Source organism: Natrinema gelatinilyticum, from assembly GCF_024266705.1.
GTDB classification, from domain to species: domain Archaea; phylum Halobacteriota; class Halobacteria; order Halobacteriales; family Natrialbaceae; genus Natrinema; species Natrinema gelatinilyticum.
In genome coordinates, this window is sequence record NZ_CP100756.1 from 1,749,583 (window position 1) to 1,764,732 (window position 15,150).

15 protein-coding genes and 1 pseudogene are annotated in these 15,150 nt (G+C 58.9%); 13 read left to right on the forward strand and 3 right to left on the reverse strand.

Annotated features, from left to right (window positions below; genetic code table 11):
* Positions 1–150 precede the first annotated feature (150 nt).
* Together NJU76_RS08565 and NJU76_RS08570 are read right to left on the reverse strand one after the other, a co-directional pair.
* A complete protein-coding gene (locus NJU76_RS08565; RefSeq protein WP_254532332.1) occupies positions 151–921 on the reverse strand; it encodes an SDR family oxidoreductase in 771 nt (256 codons plus the stop codon).
* 75 nt (positions 922–996) lie between these two features.
* The gene (locus tag NJU76_RS08570; protein WP_254532333.1) at positions 997–1,701 is read right to left on the reverse strand and encodes a helix-turn-helix domain-containing protein; all 705 of its coding nucleotides are present in this window, start codon (positions 1,699–1,701) and stop codon (positions 997–999) included.
* Between the two features lie 546 nt (positions 1,702–2,247).
* Between NJU76_RS08570 and NJU76_RS08575 the strand changes: the two genes are divergently transcribed.
* The 11 genes and pseudogenes from NJU76_RS08575 to NJU76_RS08625 all read left to right on the forward strand — a co-directional run bounded on the left by NJU76_RS08575 (position 2,248) and on the right by NJU76_RS08625 (position 12,920).
* Positions 2,248–3,834, forward strand: a complete 1,587-nt coding sequence (locus NJU76_RS08575) for a hypothetical protein (protein ID WP_254532334.1) — start codon at positions 2,248–2,250, stop codon at positions 3,832–3,834.
* 123 nt (positions 3,835–3,957) lie between these two features.
* Positions 3,958–4,788, forward strand: a complete 831-nt coding sequence (locus tag NJU76_RS08580; RefSeq protein WP_254532335.1) for an IS5 family transposase — start codon at positions 3,958–3,960, stop codon at positions 4,786–4,788.
* 330 nt (positions 4,789–5,118) lie between these two features.
* Positions 5,119–5,625, forward strand: a complete 507-nt coding sequence (locus tag NJU76_RS08585; RefSeq protein WP_254532336.1) for a GNAT family N-acetyltransferase — start codon at positions 5,119–5,121, stop codon at positions 5,623–5,625.
* Between the two features lie 289 nt (positions 5,626–5,914).
* Positions 5,915–6,910 (forward strand): annotated as a pseudogene (locus NJU76_RS08590) (IS110 family RNA-guided transposase).
* Positions 6,911–7,331: 421 nt separating this feature from the next.
* Positions 7,332–7,844 carry a GNAT family N-acetyltransferase gene (locus tag NJU76_RS08595; protein WP_254532337.1) on the forward strand — a complete coding sequence of 171 codons (513 nt, stop codon included), beginning with the start codon at positions 7,332–7,334 and terminating at the stop codon, positions 7,842–7,844.
* A gap of 729 nt (positions 7,845–8,573) precedes the next feature.
* On the forward strand, positions 8,574–8,747 hold the full coding sequence (locus NJU76_RS08600) for a hypothetical protein (protein ID WP_254532338.1): 174 nt from the start codon (positions 8,574–8,576) through the stop codon (positions 8,745–8,747).
* Positions 8,748–8,906: 159 nt separating this feature from the next.
* Positions 8,907–9,785: a sulfurtransferase gene (locus NJU76_RS08605; RefSeq protein WP_254532339.1), complete on the forward strand. Its 879-nt coding sequence runs from the start codon at positions 8,907–8,909 to the stop codon at positions 9,783–9,785.
* 513 nt (positions 9,786–10,298) lie between these two features.
* A complete protein-coding gene (locus tag NJU76_RS08610; protein WP_254532340.1) occupies positions 10,299–10,907 on the forward strand; it encodes an NAD(P)/FAD-dependent oxidoreductase in 609 nt (202 codons plus the stop codon).
* Between the two features lie 99 nt (positions 10,908–11,006).
* Positions 11,007–11,630: a VOC family protein gene (locus NJU76_RS08615; RefSeq protein ID WP_254532341.1), complete on the forward strand. Its 624-nt coding sequence runs from the start codon at positions 11,007–11,009 to the stop codon at positions 11,628–11,630.
* Complete coding sequence (locus NJU76_RS08620) at positions 11,627–12,280, forward strand: alpha/beta hydrolase (protein WP_254532342.1); 654 nt, start codon at positions 11,627–11,629, stop codon at positions 12,278–12,280. Before NJU76_RS08615 ends, NJU76_RS08620 begins: the two co-directional genes overlap by 4 nt.
* Before the next feature lie 163 nt (positions 12,281–12,443).
* Positions 12,444–12,920: a VOC family protein gene (locus NJU76_RS08625; RefSeq protein WP_254532343.1), complete on the forward strand. Its 477-nt coding sequence runs from the start codon at positions 12,444–12,446 to the stop codon at positions 12,918–12,920.
* A 130-nt stretch (positions 12,921–13,050) separates the two neighbouring features.
* Here the strand turns inward: NJU76_RS08625 and NJU76_RS08630 are convergent, their stop codons facing one another.
* A complete protein-coding gene (locus NJU76_RS08630) occupies positions 13,051–13,467 on the reverse strand; it encodes a universal stress protein (protein WP_254532344.1) in 417 nt (138 codons plus the stop codon).
* A 51-nt stretch (positions 13,468–13,518) separates the two neighbouring features.
* Here NJU76_RS08630 and NJU76_RS08635 point away from each other — a divergent pair, with 51 nt between their 5' ends.
* The gene (locus NJU76_RS08635; protein WP_254532345.1) at positions 13,519–13,764 is read left to right on the forward strand and encodes a hypothetical protein; all 246 of its coding nucleotides are present in this window, start codon (positions 13,519–13,521) and stop codon (positions 13,762–13,764) included.
* A gap of 472 nt (positions 13,765–14,236) precedes the next feature.
* Entirely contained in the window at positions 14,237–15,109 is an 873-nt protein-coding gene (gene epsC, locus NJU76_RS08640) for a serine O-acetyltransferase EpsC (RefSeq protein WP_254532346.1), read from the forward strand.
* Positions 15,110–15,150: the final 41 nt, after the last annotated feature.

The following is a 15,150-nucleotide window of genomic DNA, read 5'->3' on the forward strand; positions in this document are numbered from 1 at the left end:
GCCGGGGTTCCCCTCGCCGTTGGTGGATTCCGTGGCGGCGGGTCCCACAACGAGTCTGGGATACGGCGAGTGCCGGTCCCTTCCGAGACACCGACCGTTCCAGATTTGGGAACGCTGGTCCCGACGAACCGTTCCTCGGGCGATGGGGGGCTACCCGGTGTGGGTCACCCCGCCGTTGACGACGAGTGATTCCCCGTTGACGTAGGACGACTGGTCGCTCGCGAGAAAGAGCGCGGCGTCGGCGACTTCCTCGGGGGTTCCGAAGCGTTCCATCGGAATCGATTCCGTGGCGTACTGGTCGCCGTGGTCGGTGCCGACGATGGGAACGTCTTCCTCGGTCATCGCCGTCCCGATGATACCGGGCATGATGGCGTTGACACGGATGCCTGCATCGCCGAAGCGGTCCGCTAGCGAGTACGTCATCGACGCGACTGCGCCCTTCGTCAGGTCGTAGGCGGTGTACGCGCCGAGTGCGCGAATCGAACCGATCGAGGACATGTTGACGATGCTTCCGCCATCGGAATCGAGCATGCGTTCGGCGGCGACCTGTGACCCGAAGAACACGCCCTTCACGTTGACGTCGAGAAACTGCTGGAGTCCCTCCTCGCGAACCTCCAGGAACTCTTCGCCTCTGAATATTCCGGCGTTGTTGACCATCACGTTCACGCCACCGAACTCTTCTGCAGCCTCGACGGCGTCATCGAGGTCGGCGCGGTTCGTGACGTCACAGTTAACGAACGTACCGCGTCCGCCCTCCGTTTCGACGAGTTCGTGGGTGGGGGGTCCGCTCTGGCGAGGTTCTTCTCGCACGTCGGCCACGACCACGTCCGCACCTGCAGCCGCGAACGTTCGACAGATTTCCCGTCCGTTTCCGCTTGCACCGCCCGTAACGACGGCGACTGCGTCGCTAAGTTGTGTCACACCCGTTAAATGACATTCCGGCAACGAAGGCGGTAGGGTTTCCAGGGGAACCTCTGGCTGTCGGCTCTCTGTCCGTCAGGACTCCACGTCGTCCATCGCGCCCACGAGTGCAGTCAGTAGTTTCCGCTCGCCGCGGCGGACGTTTTTCGAGAGGGCGGTCGTCGAGACGTCGAATTCGGCTGCGAGGTCGGTAACGGTCGCATCACGCGGGGTTTCGTAGTGACCGGCTTCCATCGCACGCCGAATCGTCTTCGCTTCGGTATCGGTCAATCCCCGAACGGCGTCCAGGACGTCTTTCGCCGTGTTCACGTTATTGATGACATCAAAGTAGTCCGCGAAAGAGAGCGTATTCCGTGACTCGACGGAAAAGTCATTGTCTCGCGAGAGATCCGAGAGTGCGTCGTCGGCTATCCGTTCGCGGTCGAATCCCACGTGCCACTGTTCCGACCCGTTCTGAGCCTCGAAGGGTCCTGTCAGGTAGCCGTCGTAGTCGCGCAACGTCCGCATCGCGCTGGTCTCCTCGATTTTGTTCCGGATGAGCGCCTGGTCACCTCGACGCGCGAGCAGGCTGTACCGATCCATCGCGTCGTGGTCACTGAGCATCGTCAGCGTTCGGTCTAGCTCCTCGCGGTCCTCGGCCGACACCATTATTCGCGTCTCCAACTCCTTCGTCGTCCTGTCGAACTCCCAGTGTACCCCCTTCAGGCGGACGTCATATCTGTCGCTGGCCTCGATGTACGGACAGTCGTACTGGACCATATCTAACGAAATTGATATCATGATTTTCCCCCACGTTGCATGAGTAGAAATTCTTGGACCAGAATAAGGTTTTGCATTCTCGTGGGCAGTGGCCCGCGAACGTGGCGATCCTCGTCGAGATGGCAGGCGAACAGAGACACTTCTACTGGCTCGTGTTTCCCATCAGGCTCCTCTCGCTTTCTCTGTTCTTCAGAGTGAACTACAGTCGGGAGATACAGCAGGGCGGCACGAGAGAGACGAAACATCTTCAGTGTAGCGGCCTTCAACTCGTTCGTTCCAATCGAATCAGAGACAGTGTCTTTTAATCCGGCAGTATCTCGACGTGGGGGCTCAGAAACAGTATTATCAGTAAAAATACTGGTTCAAAACGTGTCAGCAGTGGCTCGAGGAGGAGAAACCTCGTATCGCACTCGCACATCTGTTCGACCTGTATGGACCACCGGCTATAAGAGCACCATATCACCGTACCGGTTCAATTACAATTTTGCAAATACACGGTAGCTGTAGTATTATATTTGGATCACAGTCAATAACAGAATACTCACTCCGCATCTGCTAAGTCACGTCATGGTAGAAGATCGCCAGAACCACGACGGACTGAAGCGGAGAGGCTACCTCAAAGGAATCGCGGCAACCGGACTTGGCGTCGGCATCGTTAGCATGTCGACTGCCAGTACGTACGCGAGCGATGACGAGAGTAAGGGTAGTACGCATAATGTCGACGGTGACAGCGTGTACCTGGTCTTCGGTGCCGATTCGTCCGAGGACGAACTCGACGCGTGGGTTTCCGAACACGAAGACGAGATCGCCACGGGATCGCAAGACTCCACCACACAAGTCATTCAATATCAGGACGTCTCCCAGCTCAACGTCAATCAGCAGGCCAACGCCGTCAGTATCGCTATCGATGGCGGAGAGGCGACGGCAATTCAGCAGGCCGACCAGAACAACCGCAACACCCAGCAGGGACGCGCTGAGTCGATAAACATCTCCGAAACGGAGAACAGTGAGACGTTCAACGGCGTCGGTAACGTGTACATCGTCTTCGCCGAAGAGACTGGATATCGGGAATTCAACGGCTGGGTCGTCGGTGACGAGATCTACCAGAGCGAGCAGTCCGCGCAGGCGTCGATCGAACAGTCTCAGGAGGTCAACCAGTTTAACTACAGCAGCCAGAGCACTGCTGTCGCCATCGCTGAAGACGGCAGCGACGCCGAGGCCTACCAGCAGAGCGCGCAGACCAACGAGAACTACCAGCACGCCGAGGCAGTCGCGGCGAACCTCGGCGGGGACGAGAAAGGGAAGAAGAAGAAGGGTAAGAAGAGGAAGAAGGGTAAGAAAGGTAAGAAGAAGACAGTTGACGGTCAGGAGGCAACCGCATCAATCGAACAGTGGCAAGAGGTATCTCAACTCAACGTCAGCGAGCAGGGTGTCGCTATCGCGATCGCCGTCGGTAGCGACAGCGTCGCGGAGGCGTACCAGGTGAGTTCACAGTTTAACCTCAACGAGCAGGTCGCCGATGCGACTGCGATCAACTTCGAGTGGACGTCCGCCGCCGAAGTCGTCGCCAACGCGGACATGGTCGGCGAATTCTCAGACGAGAAGATGGACCGCACCGATGACGGTTCGTCCCAATCGAATACCCAGGAGGCGTCCGCGGATATCACGCAGGTTCAGAGCGTTGGGCAAGAGAACATCAGCTTACAGAACGCCGCGGTCGCCGTCGGAACCGACGGTAGCACCGCGACAGCTCGACAGGAGAGCTACCAGGCGAACTTAAACGCACAGGTCGCTTCCGCGGAAGCGCTGAACCTCGACAGTTCTCACTGCAGCGCGACCGCAGTGGTGAGCGGAGAAGACTCGAACGGCGACGAATCGTGGGCGATCGCCTACGAAAACGGCGACAACGAGACCGCACAGCAGGTGGCTACCGCTGAAATCAACCAACTACAGTTCATCGAACAGCTGAACGTCAACGAACAGAACGGTGCAATCGCCTATGCCGCCGACAGCTGCGACGCGGTGGCCGAGCAGCTAAATTACCAGCTGAACCAGAACGTACAGGAGGCCGAAGCGAGCGCTGTCAATGAAGGTGAAGGAGATACGGACAAGAAGGAGAAGAAGAAGGAGGAGAAAGGCAAGAAGAAGGCCTGATAGACGTTCACTCGGCTATCACCTGTCGACCCGAAATCCTTTCCTAGGCTGTGTTGAATCACTAGACGGCGGCGGAACAAGTCAGTAAATCAAAGGAGTTGAAGCGGGAGGCTGCGAGTGTTCATGACGCAAATCTCCCGCTTCATTGGGGAAGTTGTGCCGATTGCTCAAAACGTTACTGGCGATGGAGACGAATCCGCCGCCCCGGAAGGTGGCGGCGGATTCGCCGACTATGCCCTCGTTTCACTCCACTGTCTGCGGATTTACCTCGATACGTCCTACCGGATGACGATTGACCTGCTCAAGGAGATGCCACAAATAACCGGAGAGATCGGCCTCAGCGCGGCCGATCTCCCCTGTCCATCCACGTTGTGTAAAGCGTTCGATCGGATCAGTATGAGCGTCTGTCGAGTGCTACTGCGCCAGTCGGCGCAGCTGCACGATCCCTCGAAACACGGCGCTATTGACGCCACATTCTACGAGCGATCAGCCGCGAGCCGTCATTACTGTCAGCGAATAAGCTACCGCGTCCAGAAGCTCAAAGTGACGAAACTCGTCGATACGGAGTCTCAAGCCGTCCTCGACGTACACTGCTCGACAAACCGGGAAGGAAGTGACGCAGACCTCGCCGAGCAGATCGCCCGCCGAAACGCGGGCGATCTGCGGTCTCTGGCCGCCGATAAGGGCTACGACAAGCAATCGCTCCGCGAAGCACTCCGTGAACTCGGCATCAGACCGCTGATCAAGCATCGTATCTTCGCTCCGTACGACCACGCGCACAACGCCAGAATCGACGAACAACGCTACAATCAGCCCTCTATGACGGAAACCGTGAACTCGGCTGTCAAGCGCTCGCTCGGCTTCGCCGTGCGAGCGCGTTCTTGGTTCCGTGAGTTCCGCGAAATCGCCCTGATGTGTGTCGTCTACAACATCAAGCGTGCCGTGAAACAGTGAATTCCGATTCCGTATGGCGATTCAACACGGCCCTTTCCTAACACGACGGTCTCCGCCGAGCGGACTGCGAACTCGTCTCCACTGCTCCACCGCTTTCTGAAACGCCGCGTCGAAGTGCGACCGGTTACCGTCCGTCGACCCCACTATTTGGCCTTGTTGACCCCTTCTCTCAGTGATGGGTTTCAGCGGTCGTGCTGAATTCATAGCGCGAATCGGTCACGAGTCGGTCGTCATCTAACGAAGGAACGGAGTGATAGACGCAGAAGAGACCTTAACAAATCGGTATGTCAGGCGGGGCATTTTATATCATCATTCGTTATATAGTAGAATATGGAGGGACAACCATCGATTCGTAGGGCAAAACTGGATGACGCAGAGAATGTTCAGACAGTTGCCCGTGCCAGTTGGCATACGGCGTATGACGAGATTCTTGGCGAAGAAACCGTAAATAGCGTTATTGACTCGTGGTACGAGATTGATGGTCTTCGTACTGCTATTAAAGAAACAATATTCTATGTTGCCGAACGTGACGGTGAACTCGTCGGGTTTGCGAACGCTGGGCAGAACCCTGAGTATGAGGACGACACGTTCGAACTATTCCGCATATACGTACTACCCGAATACTGGAACCGTGGAATCGGCGGTCAACTCCTTGAGCCTGTAGTTGGTGACGTGAAGAGTGAGGGCGGAAACCAACTTCGATTGTCCGTCCTTGCAGAAAACGAGGTAGGTATGGGATTTCACAAGTCACATGACTTCGAACGAGTAAAGGAAGAAGATATTGAGTTTAGTGGAGAGACATACGAGGAATATGAGTACGTGAAATCCCTTCGGTAGGTTCGCATTCTCTCTCTAACGTCTGGTTTAGCAGGAGGTGGGCGGAAATAAACAGACTCGCCATGCTGACTCGATGGAAATTCTGCTATCCCATAAGAGCGTGACACAAGTATGGGACGCAAGAGACCGAGCTGTATTCCGTGCCCGAGAGCACGTGCTGCTGACTGGTCCGAGTGCGTAGGAAGCCGAGTCATGGGCGCCACAGCCCGACTGCCGCTCCTGGCGGCAGTCGGGAAAGCCCGTATAGGTGAATCTCTGTTTCACGCACCGCCGTCCCGAGGTGAACCCAATGTTCATCGGAATCGACGTACACAAACGGTACTCACAAATCGCAGTATTGGACGAAAACGGTGAGATTGTCGAAGAGGTTCGCGTCGAAAACGCGAACCTCGACGACTTTGCCCAGCAGTACGCTGGGTCAAAAGCCGCGCTTGAAGCGACTAGCAATTACTACCACATCCATGATACTCTTTCAGAGTATCTGGATGTGATCGTTGCTAATCCAGGCGAACTAAAGTTAATCTCCGACTCGGACAAGAAAACTGATCGCGTCGACGCGAAACAACTCGCTCGGATGGTTCGGTTAGGCTCGATTCCTGAAAGCTATGTTCCTACCGACGAGGTTCGGCAAGCCCGCGCACTTGTGCGCGGGCGCCAGAAGCTTGTCGAGAACCGGACCGAGTACGCGAACAAGATCCATGGCTTGTTGAGTGACCACGGGATCGCTCAGGAGGTAAAACCGCTGAGTGTGGAGGGACGAGAGTTCCTCGCGGAACTCTCGCTCCCGGCACCATGGGATGCGTTGCTGGAATCGCATCTAGAGCTTATTCAGACACTCACTGAGCAGATTGAGTCGTTGGAAGCAGAGATCGAGGAGCGGGCTGGGTCTCTGAAGGAGACCCAGCTCCTGATGACGATTCCTGGTGTGAGTTACTTTACAGCGTTGACGATTTACGCGGAGTTGGGAGGGTCGCCCGGTTTGACCGGGCCAAGGAGGTCGTAAGTTACGTCGGGTTGAACCCGATAATCCGCGAGTCTGGCGACTCGCGGTTTGAGAAGCATCTCGAAGCGAGGATCAGGACGAGTCCGGTGGCTGCTCGTCCAAGCGTCGTACACGGCAGTTCATACATGCGAAGACGAGTACCTCGGCCGGTTTTTCAACCGGTTAGCTCGAAAGAAGAACTCGAAAACAGCGATTGTAGCAACCGCCCGGAAACTGCTGGTTTCAATGTATCATATGCTGGACCGTGAGGAGGTGTACGATCCACCAGGGGTGAGTGCCTGAGCGCCGCCGGGGCGGCGCTCATTGGCCGGTCGGTGGCATCGTGAGTGATAACTCTCGCAACCAAGAAGTCTCCCGCCTGATGGCTGTTACAGTAGCCATCGGTTCGCCGGTTGTCGATTCTATGCTCGAAGACTGCAGCAAGTCCTGATCGCCCGAAGAATTATCTTAGCAAACGTGGCTTGTTTAATCAGCAGAATTTCCATAGGTGAATACAGCCTCTATATCGGTCAAGTAGGGTTTGACAGCTACAGATCATTTTACTTAGCGAGTGCTGAATATACAGCGCAAGTCGGTCACGTCTAATTAACGAAGAGACTGACGGAGTTGCCAGCCGGAGATGAGGATCAGACCAACTCAGCACCGAGTAAATTCGAGGAATTCTTGCCGTGCGGAGTCTTCATCTAATACGAGTGAACAATTCATGCAGATACGACCCTTTACTGCTGGTGATGCTGATTCTGTCTCTGCGGTGCATCGACGTGCATTCGGCGGACGAACGGATGAGTCCCGCATTGTACAGCGACTACACGACGCTGACAAGGCTGTAGTCTCACTAGTGGCAGTTGAAAACGACCGAATTGTGGGACACGTCCTATTTTCTCCAACGTCCGTGGAAAATCGGGGAGAGAATCTAAAACTGGCTGGGTTAGCACCGGTCGGCGTACTACCGGAAAACCAAAACGAGGGAGTTGGTTCATTGCTGATTCAGTATGGGTTACCGGAGTGTCGTGACGCCGGTATTGACGCTGTGGTCGTTTTGGGTGACCCAGGGTACTATTCGCGTTTTGGCTTTGAACGGGCGAGCGAATATGGACTCGGTAATGAGTACGGTGCTGACGAAGGGTTCATGGTCAAACCGTTGACCGAAGGAGCGCTGGACGATGCGGACGGAATCGTCACGTATCAACCAGAATTCCAACAAGACGAGGAGTAGCTTACTTCAATAATTCTGTTTCTGTTTGCACGTAAACTGAGGTAGTAAATTTCTCCAATTTCCACCGAGATATCTCGGAGGAAAATCACTCGAGATGAACAACTATCGAGAAAAGTGGTGTAGAAACCACACGACGTCGATCGCCAATCACATTCGCGTGCGATAAGACTCCACTGAAATGGCTCGAAGCAGGTGATGAATACTCCCTCTGTATCGATAGGTCGCGCGACGGAGAGCGGTTGATACCTGAATCCGTCGATTCCTACTCGAACAGAGCACGGAAGCGGATTCTGACGTCTCGTTCCAACAGAGAACATGTCTGTGAGAGCTGGTTTCGATTGCCTGATCCGACGGTGATTGTCACCTCGGTGCCAGCGGAGCAGTGGCAGACTTGAGCCTGCGAAGGCGTTCGTCTCGAGAATCTGCGTTCCCGTCCCCGTCGCTGGGAAATCGCGTACCCGCACATGCCGCCTGCTCACACCAGTTTCGAGCGAGACACGTCGGTGACCGTGACATCCGCGGCTGGCCATCAGCCTGCCGGTGAGCGGTCGCGTCGAACTCCCGTCGCGCCCGTGTACTGTCGCGGAACGTGAACCGACGTGCGGGGCGTGAACCAACGTCTCGATGTCGAATCCGTCGGCTGAGGCGCTCGAGCGATCCGAGCGATTTGGCCCGACCCGCCTCTGTCTTCGAGTGACACTTATCACCTCGCTGCACTATCACGACGGTATGGAACGGCGACAACTCAAGACGGGGGTCGGGCTGGCGATGGTCGCACTGGGGCTCGTTCAGACGAGCTTGTATGTCGTTCGAAGCGAGTGGGTACCGATAGTTCTAGGTCTCCTCTATTCCGTCATCGGAATCGCATACCTCCGAGTCGAAGTGTCCGCCGTCGATCGGTGATCGCGATTGCACTTCTCGAGACCGGTGGCTCGAGGCGAATCCTCTCGGCGCGTTCGACGGACGTCCGACCCGAATATTGACGAGAATCCACCGGTATCGGTGTACCAAGTACCAAATGCAAGCATCACAACGCGCGCCGTCGACGGGCGGAGGGAACCGATGACTACCGAGGCAGTCCCGTCTCTGGTTGAACCGGAGTGGCTCGAGGCCAGGCTGGATGCGCCGGAGTTACGCATCGTCGACTGTACGGTTCACCTCAGCTTCGGTCCCGAAACGGGGGACAGACGAACCGAATCCGGCCGGTCAGACTGGGAGAGCGGTCACATTCCGGGGAGCGTGTTCGCGGATATCCCGACCGACCTCTCGGCGGCCGACCCGGCGTATCCGTACCAACGACCGTCGCCTGAGAAATTCGCCGACGCGATGGAGGACTTGGGGATCGGCGACGACTCGAGGGTCGTGCTCTACGATGCGGCCGGAAACGGGTGGGCCGCACGGGTCTGGTGGTTGCTGCGGGCGTTCGGCTTCGATCGCGCGGGCGTTCTAAACGGCGGCTGGGAGCGGTGGACTGCGGAGGATCGCCCCGTCTCCACCTCCCCGCCGGCAGATCGAGAGGCGACGTTCACGCCGGATCCGCGGCCGGATCGATTCGTCGAGAAGGAGACGGTCCTGGAGGCTATCGACGATGATGCGTGTTCGCTGGTCAACGCCCTTCGGCCTGAAGACCACGCTGGGACCGGCCTCGTAAAGTACGGCCGTCCGGGGCGCATCCCGGGGAGCGTCAACGTTCCGGCGGTCGGCGACGAAGCGATCGTCGATCCCGAAGACACAACGTACCGTCCACAGGCGGCGCTTCGCGATCGGTTCGCCGAGGCTGGCGTGACCGATAGCGAGCGCGTAATTACCTACTGCGGCGGTGGCATCGCCGCGAGCAACGCCGCGTTCGCGTTGCACCTTCTCGGCATGGACGCGGTGGCCGTTTACGACGGATCGCTGTCAGAGTGGGGGCGGACCGACCTTCCCATGGAAACGGACTGAACGGCCGGTCCACGTCACCCTGAGCCAGTGGAGTGGTGTCGATTTCAGCAGGTGACCGAGGATGGCGGCCTATATCACGGCACCTACACGTATCGGTGGCACGATTGGTTCCGTCACATTAATGTCGGCCACTCCCATCAAATAGGGTGTCGGCAGAGGCGGTCGATGGTGTACCAGGGGATAGGGGGGATACACTGGTCATCGGATTCACGCACGACGATCACCATCTCCGCTGCCGACGTATGTTTACCCTTTCGGAGACGAGGTTTGCCGTCCAGCGATTTCTCTCGCGGTCGGACGAGAGGACGAACGTCGGGCCGGACTGCGAAATTACGGGATCACGCACTCGAGTCGGTCCCGTTTCCGACTCCGACCACGGCGCCGCACGAGATTGGTGTCGGCCGATGCAATCGCGTCCCGCTGGATTGCCGGAACCACTGACATCGATGTTACGTGGTTGTCCCGGGGTTGCTACCGGATTGATAGCCTTGCAGTAACATAATACAACTACAGATGAGTGACGAGACGACTGCAGACGATGTATCGGTAATCGTTGTCGGCGGCGGCCCGGCTGGACTGAGCGCGGCGCTGTTTACCGCGAAGAACGGCCTCGAGACGACGGTGTTCGACACCGACGAGACGTGGATGCACAAGGCCCACCTGTTCAATTACCTCGGAATCGGCTCCGTCGGTGGCAGCGAGTTCATGGCGACGGCCCGCCAGCAGGTCGACGATTTCGGCGTCGATCGCCGGCAGGGGGAAGCCGTAACCGGTGTCAGCGAGACCGACGACGGATTCGCGGTCGAGACCGAGGACGGGAGCGAGGAGGCCGATTACGTCGTTCTCGCGACGGGAGCTAACCGCGACCTCGCCGAGGACCTCGGCTGTGACTCCTCGTCGGATGACACAGTCGACGTCGGCATCGACATGGAGACGAGTGTCGAGGGTGCGTACGCGACCGGCGCGATGGTCCGCACAGAGGAGTGGCAAGCCGCGATTTCGGTCGGCGACGGCGCTGCTGCGGCGCTGAACATTTTCTCGACCGTCCGAGGCGAACACTTCCACGACTTCGACGTGCCCAACGATGCGGCACGCGTTTTCGCGGGTCACGTCGCGGAGTAATCGCCACACTGAGAGCCACTCGCGGCGCGAGAAACCGGAGCGGCACCCGACCTCGACACACGATCAACGACCTACGACCCACGACCCATCCGATTCACCATGCCTACTAAACCCACCGACCCTGTCACGCCAGAACTGCCGGACAGTCCCGTCCATATGACGGGCACGGACCACATCACGATCTGGGGGAGCAACGAAGCGGACACGATCGAGTTCTACCGCGACCTCCTCGGGATGCCGCTGGTCCTCCGACAACCGAACCTAGACGACCCCTCGCAGACGCACTTGTTCTTCGACACCGGCGACGGGCGCATCCTGACGTTCTTCGTCAGCGATGATCGCCCATCGAACGAGCGCGGCCAGCGCAGCGATGTCGGCTCCGTCCATCACCTCTGTTTCAGCGTCGACCCGGAGGAGTACGAGGACACGATGGAGGCCCTGGAGGAAGCCGGCCACCGCTACAACGTCTTCGACCGCGGCATCTTCCACTCGATCTATACCCGCGACAACAACGGCCTCGTCATCGAACTCTCGACGGATAAGTACGAGTTCCCGGACGACCGCCGCGGCGAGGTGCTGGCGAAAGCGCAGGCACTCCGCGAGGAAGACGGCGCAGAGTACGCCAAGGACGAACACCTCCGCGGAGCGATCGAGGCACTCGGCCTCGAGGTCGTCGAACACGACCTGCCCGAGGCCAGCGCCGGTGTCGGTGGTGTCGAATGAACGCGGGCGACCGCGTGGACGGGCCACACCAGGGCCAGCCACTCGTGACGGACGGAACAGATCTCGCGGACGCCGAGGCAGCGCTGGTGCTCACACACGGCCGTGGGGCGACCGCTCGCGGGATGCTCCAGATGGCCGACGAGGGTCACCGCGATGGCGTCGCACTCCTCGCGCCGCAAGCGGCTCGTCAGACCTGGTATCCCAACTCGTTTCTCGCCCCTGTCGACCGCAACGAGCCCGGTCGTCAGTCCGGGTTATGGGCGATCGGCGACGCGATCGAACGGGCGAACGATGCCGGGATACCGACCGAACGGATCGTGCTGGTCGGCTTTTCGCAGGGCGGCTGTCTCGCCAGCGAATATCTCGCCCGGAATCCACGACGGTACGGCGGTCTCGCCGCCCTGAGCGGCGGGCTGATCGGTGAGGACGTAGACGACGAGTATCCCGGCGACCTCGAGGGAACGCCGGTCTTCCTCGGCTGTAGTGACGTCGACCCACACATCCCCGTGGAACGCGTCCACGAGACGGCTACGGTGTTCGAATCCATGGGCGCGGACGTAACGAAGCGACTGTACGAGGGGATGGGCCACGGCGTCAACGACGACGAACTCGAGTTCGTCTCGGGAATGGTCGCTGACCTCGTCGACTGATCGGGATCCGGCGTTCGATTGTCTTGCAACGACGGTTCGTCGTCGACACCCATCGGGAGCGTGCCATCTCGACCACCGATATCGGTCACCGGATAAAACGACACGATAGTCACATCCTGTACTATCATATACCTATAATTAGCTGCTCGCGTACGCATCATCGATGGCTGCGATCGGTTTCAATCACGTCACGGTGTACGGTGCGGACGTCGACGAACTCGTGGAGTTTTACACGCGCGTGTTCGATCTCGAGCAGGTACAGGCACCCAACCTCGGCGTCCCGGCCGCGTGGCTGCGGTGCGGAGACGGGCAGCTACATCTCGTCCACCGGGAGACGTCGGCCCCGCGGTACCACCACTTCGCGCTGACGGTCGACGACTTCGAGAAGGTGTACCACCTGGCTCGAGCGGAGGATCTGTTCGACGAACAGCTGGCCCCCGACGACCGCCTCCCGATGTTCGAGCTCCCCGACGGCAGTATCCAAATGTACGTTCGAGACCCGGCCGGTAACCTGATCGAGATCGATTGGCCGACCGCGTCAACGCTTTCCGACACCGTTCGGGAGCAGATCGTCGACCGGAGCGACGAACACCCGCAATCGAAGGCACAGGCGCGGGCAGAACTGTTTATGACATCGTAGCGGTTCGCCTCGGATACGACCGGTTCTGGAGGGTGCTCGAGTGCCCGCCCGGCTATTCGAGGCCGCTTCCCGGTGCTTGAGGCCCCGCCGAGTGGATCGAATTTGCGATGGTCCGCGCTCGAGCGTCGAGTCAGCGCATGACGGTAACCGGAACCGGGGACCGACGGACGACCTTTTCAGCGACGCTGCCGAGCAAAACGCGGGAGAGACCCGACCGACCGTGGCTCCCGACGACGATGTGATCGATGTCGTGGTCCGACGCGTACGAGACGATTTCGCGCGCGGGGTTTCCGGCGACGAGTTCGGTCCGAAACTCGAGGTCGGGATCGCGAACGATCTCCCAGGTCTCGTCTGGGAACTCCTCGGCGACCTCCTCCTCTCGCTCTCGAATCATGTCCTGTGCGAGCTTGACGCTGGCGCCTGGGGTTCCGTCTGCCGCTTCGATGACGCGCAGCAGCACGATCTCGTGGTCGGAATACGTGGTGAACGCGTGTTCGACTGCCTTCTGTGCGGGTTCCGACGCGTCGTAGGCGACGAGGACTGCCATACGTGTACTCGCGCGCTCGACGCTATTAATCCGGCTGATGGCGGCCGATCGGTGGCTCGGCGAATTCTCATCGAGTTGCCGCGGGGCAGAAGAGCCCGTCGGTCGTCGTATCTCGGCGTCTTCTCGAAATCCCGTTCAGTCTACCGTCACACGGCGGGATACGGCTCTCGAGGAGCGGTCAGCGGGCAGGGGCAAAACGAGTCGGCGGAACTCGTATCGGTCACCTTCTTCCGTTACTCGTCCAGCGTCTCCGGGTCGTCCGAACTCACCCGGCCGGAGCCACTCGAGCGCGAGTGATTTATCCGTCGGCCGCCTACGTTCACCCTCCACTCGAGCCCGGCGGATAGCCGATCTTTCGTCGCTCGGCGCTTCCACCGAAACCACCACGCCGGCGGCGAGAGACCGGCCCGATAACGGGACTCGAGCGCTCGTCACCCGAACCGGCTCGATGAACGACCTGTGACCTCGAGCGTGCCCTTCGTCCTCCGGTTGGAACGTGCTCTACTCGTCTCTCCTCGATTAAATCACCCCCGCCGACTCCTGTGTGGGACTATTCGTGCCCGAAAGGTGTGGTATTCGGCAGTCCCGTGACTGAACTGCAGACCCGAAACACCCACCGCTCGGGATTCCACGTCGGTCACGGCGTGGAGGGTGACAAACGTGTACTGAATTCGGCAAATATTAATATACAGAATTCGGTATCTGCAGTGAACTCCTTCGAGTACGCGATCAGTGGCACGAATCAGAAGGACATCTGTCTCGAAAACCAATGACCGACACACACATGGAGCCTGTTCAGGACGCACTCCTGCGATCGTACGACGATGACGATATCAGCGTCCCGCAGCGATCAGGACGGGACCACGACAACCCCAACGTCCGCGAGGAAATCGCCCTCCTCAGGAAACTTCTGTTCCCGCAGTGCTGGTGCGTGAAACCGTACGCCACCCGCTCGGCCGTACGCGAGAAGCTCGATCGGCTGGCGGATCTCTTCGTATCGGGTATCGAATTGTACTCGAGACCGAACGCTCGGGCTATCGTCGACGAGGTCCTGCAGGGACTTCACGACGTCCGCGCGCAACTCACAGACGACGTCGAGGCCGCGTACAAGGGTGATCCAGCTGCTAAGAGCAAACTCGAAATAATTCGGTGCTATCCGGGGTTTCACGCCATCACGGTTCAGCGGGTGGCGCATCTGCTGTATCAACACGGTGCCCCCGAGTACGCGCGGGAACTCACGGAGGCGGCGAAGACGACGACCGGAATCGATATTCACCCCGGTGCGGCAATCGGGAGCCACTTCTTCGTCGACCACGGGACGGGTGTCGTGATCGGCGAAACCGCGACGATCGGCGACTGGGTTCGCCTGTATCAGGACGTGACCCTGGGAACCCTCCATTTCAAAGACGGAGAAGAGAGCCCCCACATGCTCGAGAAAGGGTACGAGCGCCATCCCACCATTGGCGACCACGTCGTCATCGGCGCCGGGGCCAACATCATGGGTCCGATTTCGATCGGCGACCACGCGAAGATCGGGTCGAATTCGTGGGTCACCGACGACGTTCCCGAACGAACCACCGTCTACGTCTCGAATCAGAGCGAAATGAAACGGCGGGAGAAGTCGCCGGTTCGGAACGAGTGACGCGCTCCGAAGGGGTTCCGCTCGCTCACGTCGGTCGCTCG

Excerpts from the sequence above, each read along its gene's own strand:
- epsC (WP_254532346.1), top strand. The coding sequence starts at position 14,237 with ATGACCGACACACACATGGAGCCTGTTCAGGACGCACTCCTGCGATCG.
- NJU76_RS08620 (WP_254532342.1), top strand. The coding sequence starts at position 11,627 with ATGAACGCGGGCGACCGCGTGGACGGGCCACACCAGGGCCAGCCACTC.
- NJU76_RS08625 (WP_254532343.1), top strand. The coding sequence starts at position 12,444 with ATGGCTGCGATCGGTTTCAATCACGTCACGGTGTACGGTGCGGACGTC.
- NJU76_RS08585 (WP_254532336.1), top strand. The coding sequence starts at position 5,119 with ATGGAGGGACAACCATCGATTCGTAGGGCAAAACTGGATGACGCAGAG.
- NJU76_RS08615 (WP_254532341.1), top strand. The coding sequence starts at position 11,007 with ATGCCTACTAAACCCACCGACCCTGTCACGCCAGAACTGCCGGACAGT.
- NJU76_RS08575 (WP_254532334.1), top strand. The coding sequence starts at position 2,248 with ATGGTAGAAGATCGCCAGAACCACGACGGACTGAAGCGGAGAGGCTAC.
- NJU76_RS08580 (WP_254532335.1), top strand. The coding sequence starts at position 3,958 with ATGACGCAAATCTCCCGCTTCATTGGGGAAGTTGTGCCGATTGCTCAA.
- NJU76_RS08570 (WP_254532333.1), bottom strand. The coding sequence starts at position 1,701 with ATGATATCAATTTCGTTAGATATGGTCCAGTACGACTGTCCGTACATC.
- NJU76_RS08630 (WP_254532344.1), bottom strand. The coding sequence starts at position 13,467 with ATGGCAGTCCTCGTCGCCTACGACGCGTCGGAACCCGCACAGAAGGCA.
- NJU76_RS08595 (WP_254532337.1), top strand. The coding sequence starts at position 7,332 with ATGCAGATACGACCCTTTACTGCTGGTGATGCTGATTCTGTCTCTGCG.
- NJU76_RS08610 (WP_254532340.1), top strand. The coding sequence starts at position 10,299 with ATGAGTGACGAGACGACTGCAGACGATGTATCGGTAATCGTTGTCGGC.
- NJU76_RS08605 (WP_254532339.1), top strand. The coding sequence starts at position 8,907 with ATGACTACCGAGGCAGTCCCGTCTCTGGTTGAACCGGAGTGGCTCGAG.
- NJU76_RS08600 (WP_254532338.1), top strand. The coding sequence starts at position 8,574 with ATGGAACGGCGACAACTCAAGACGGGGGTCGGGCTGGCGATGGTCGCA.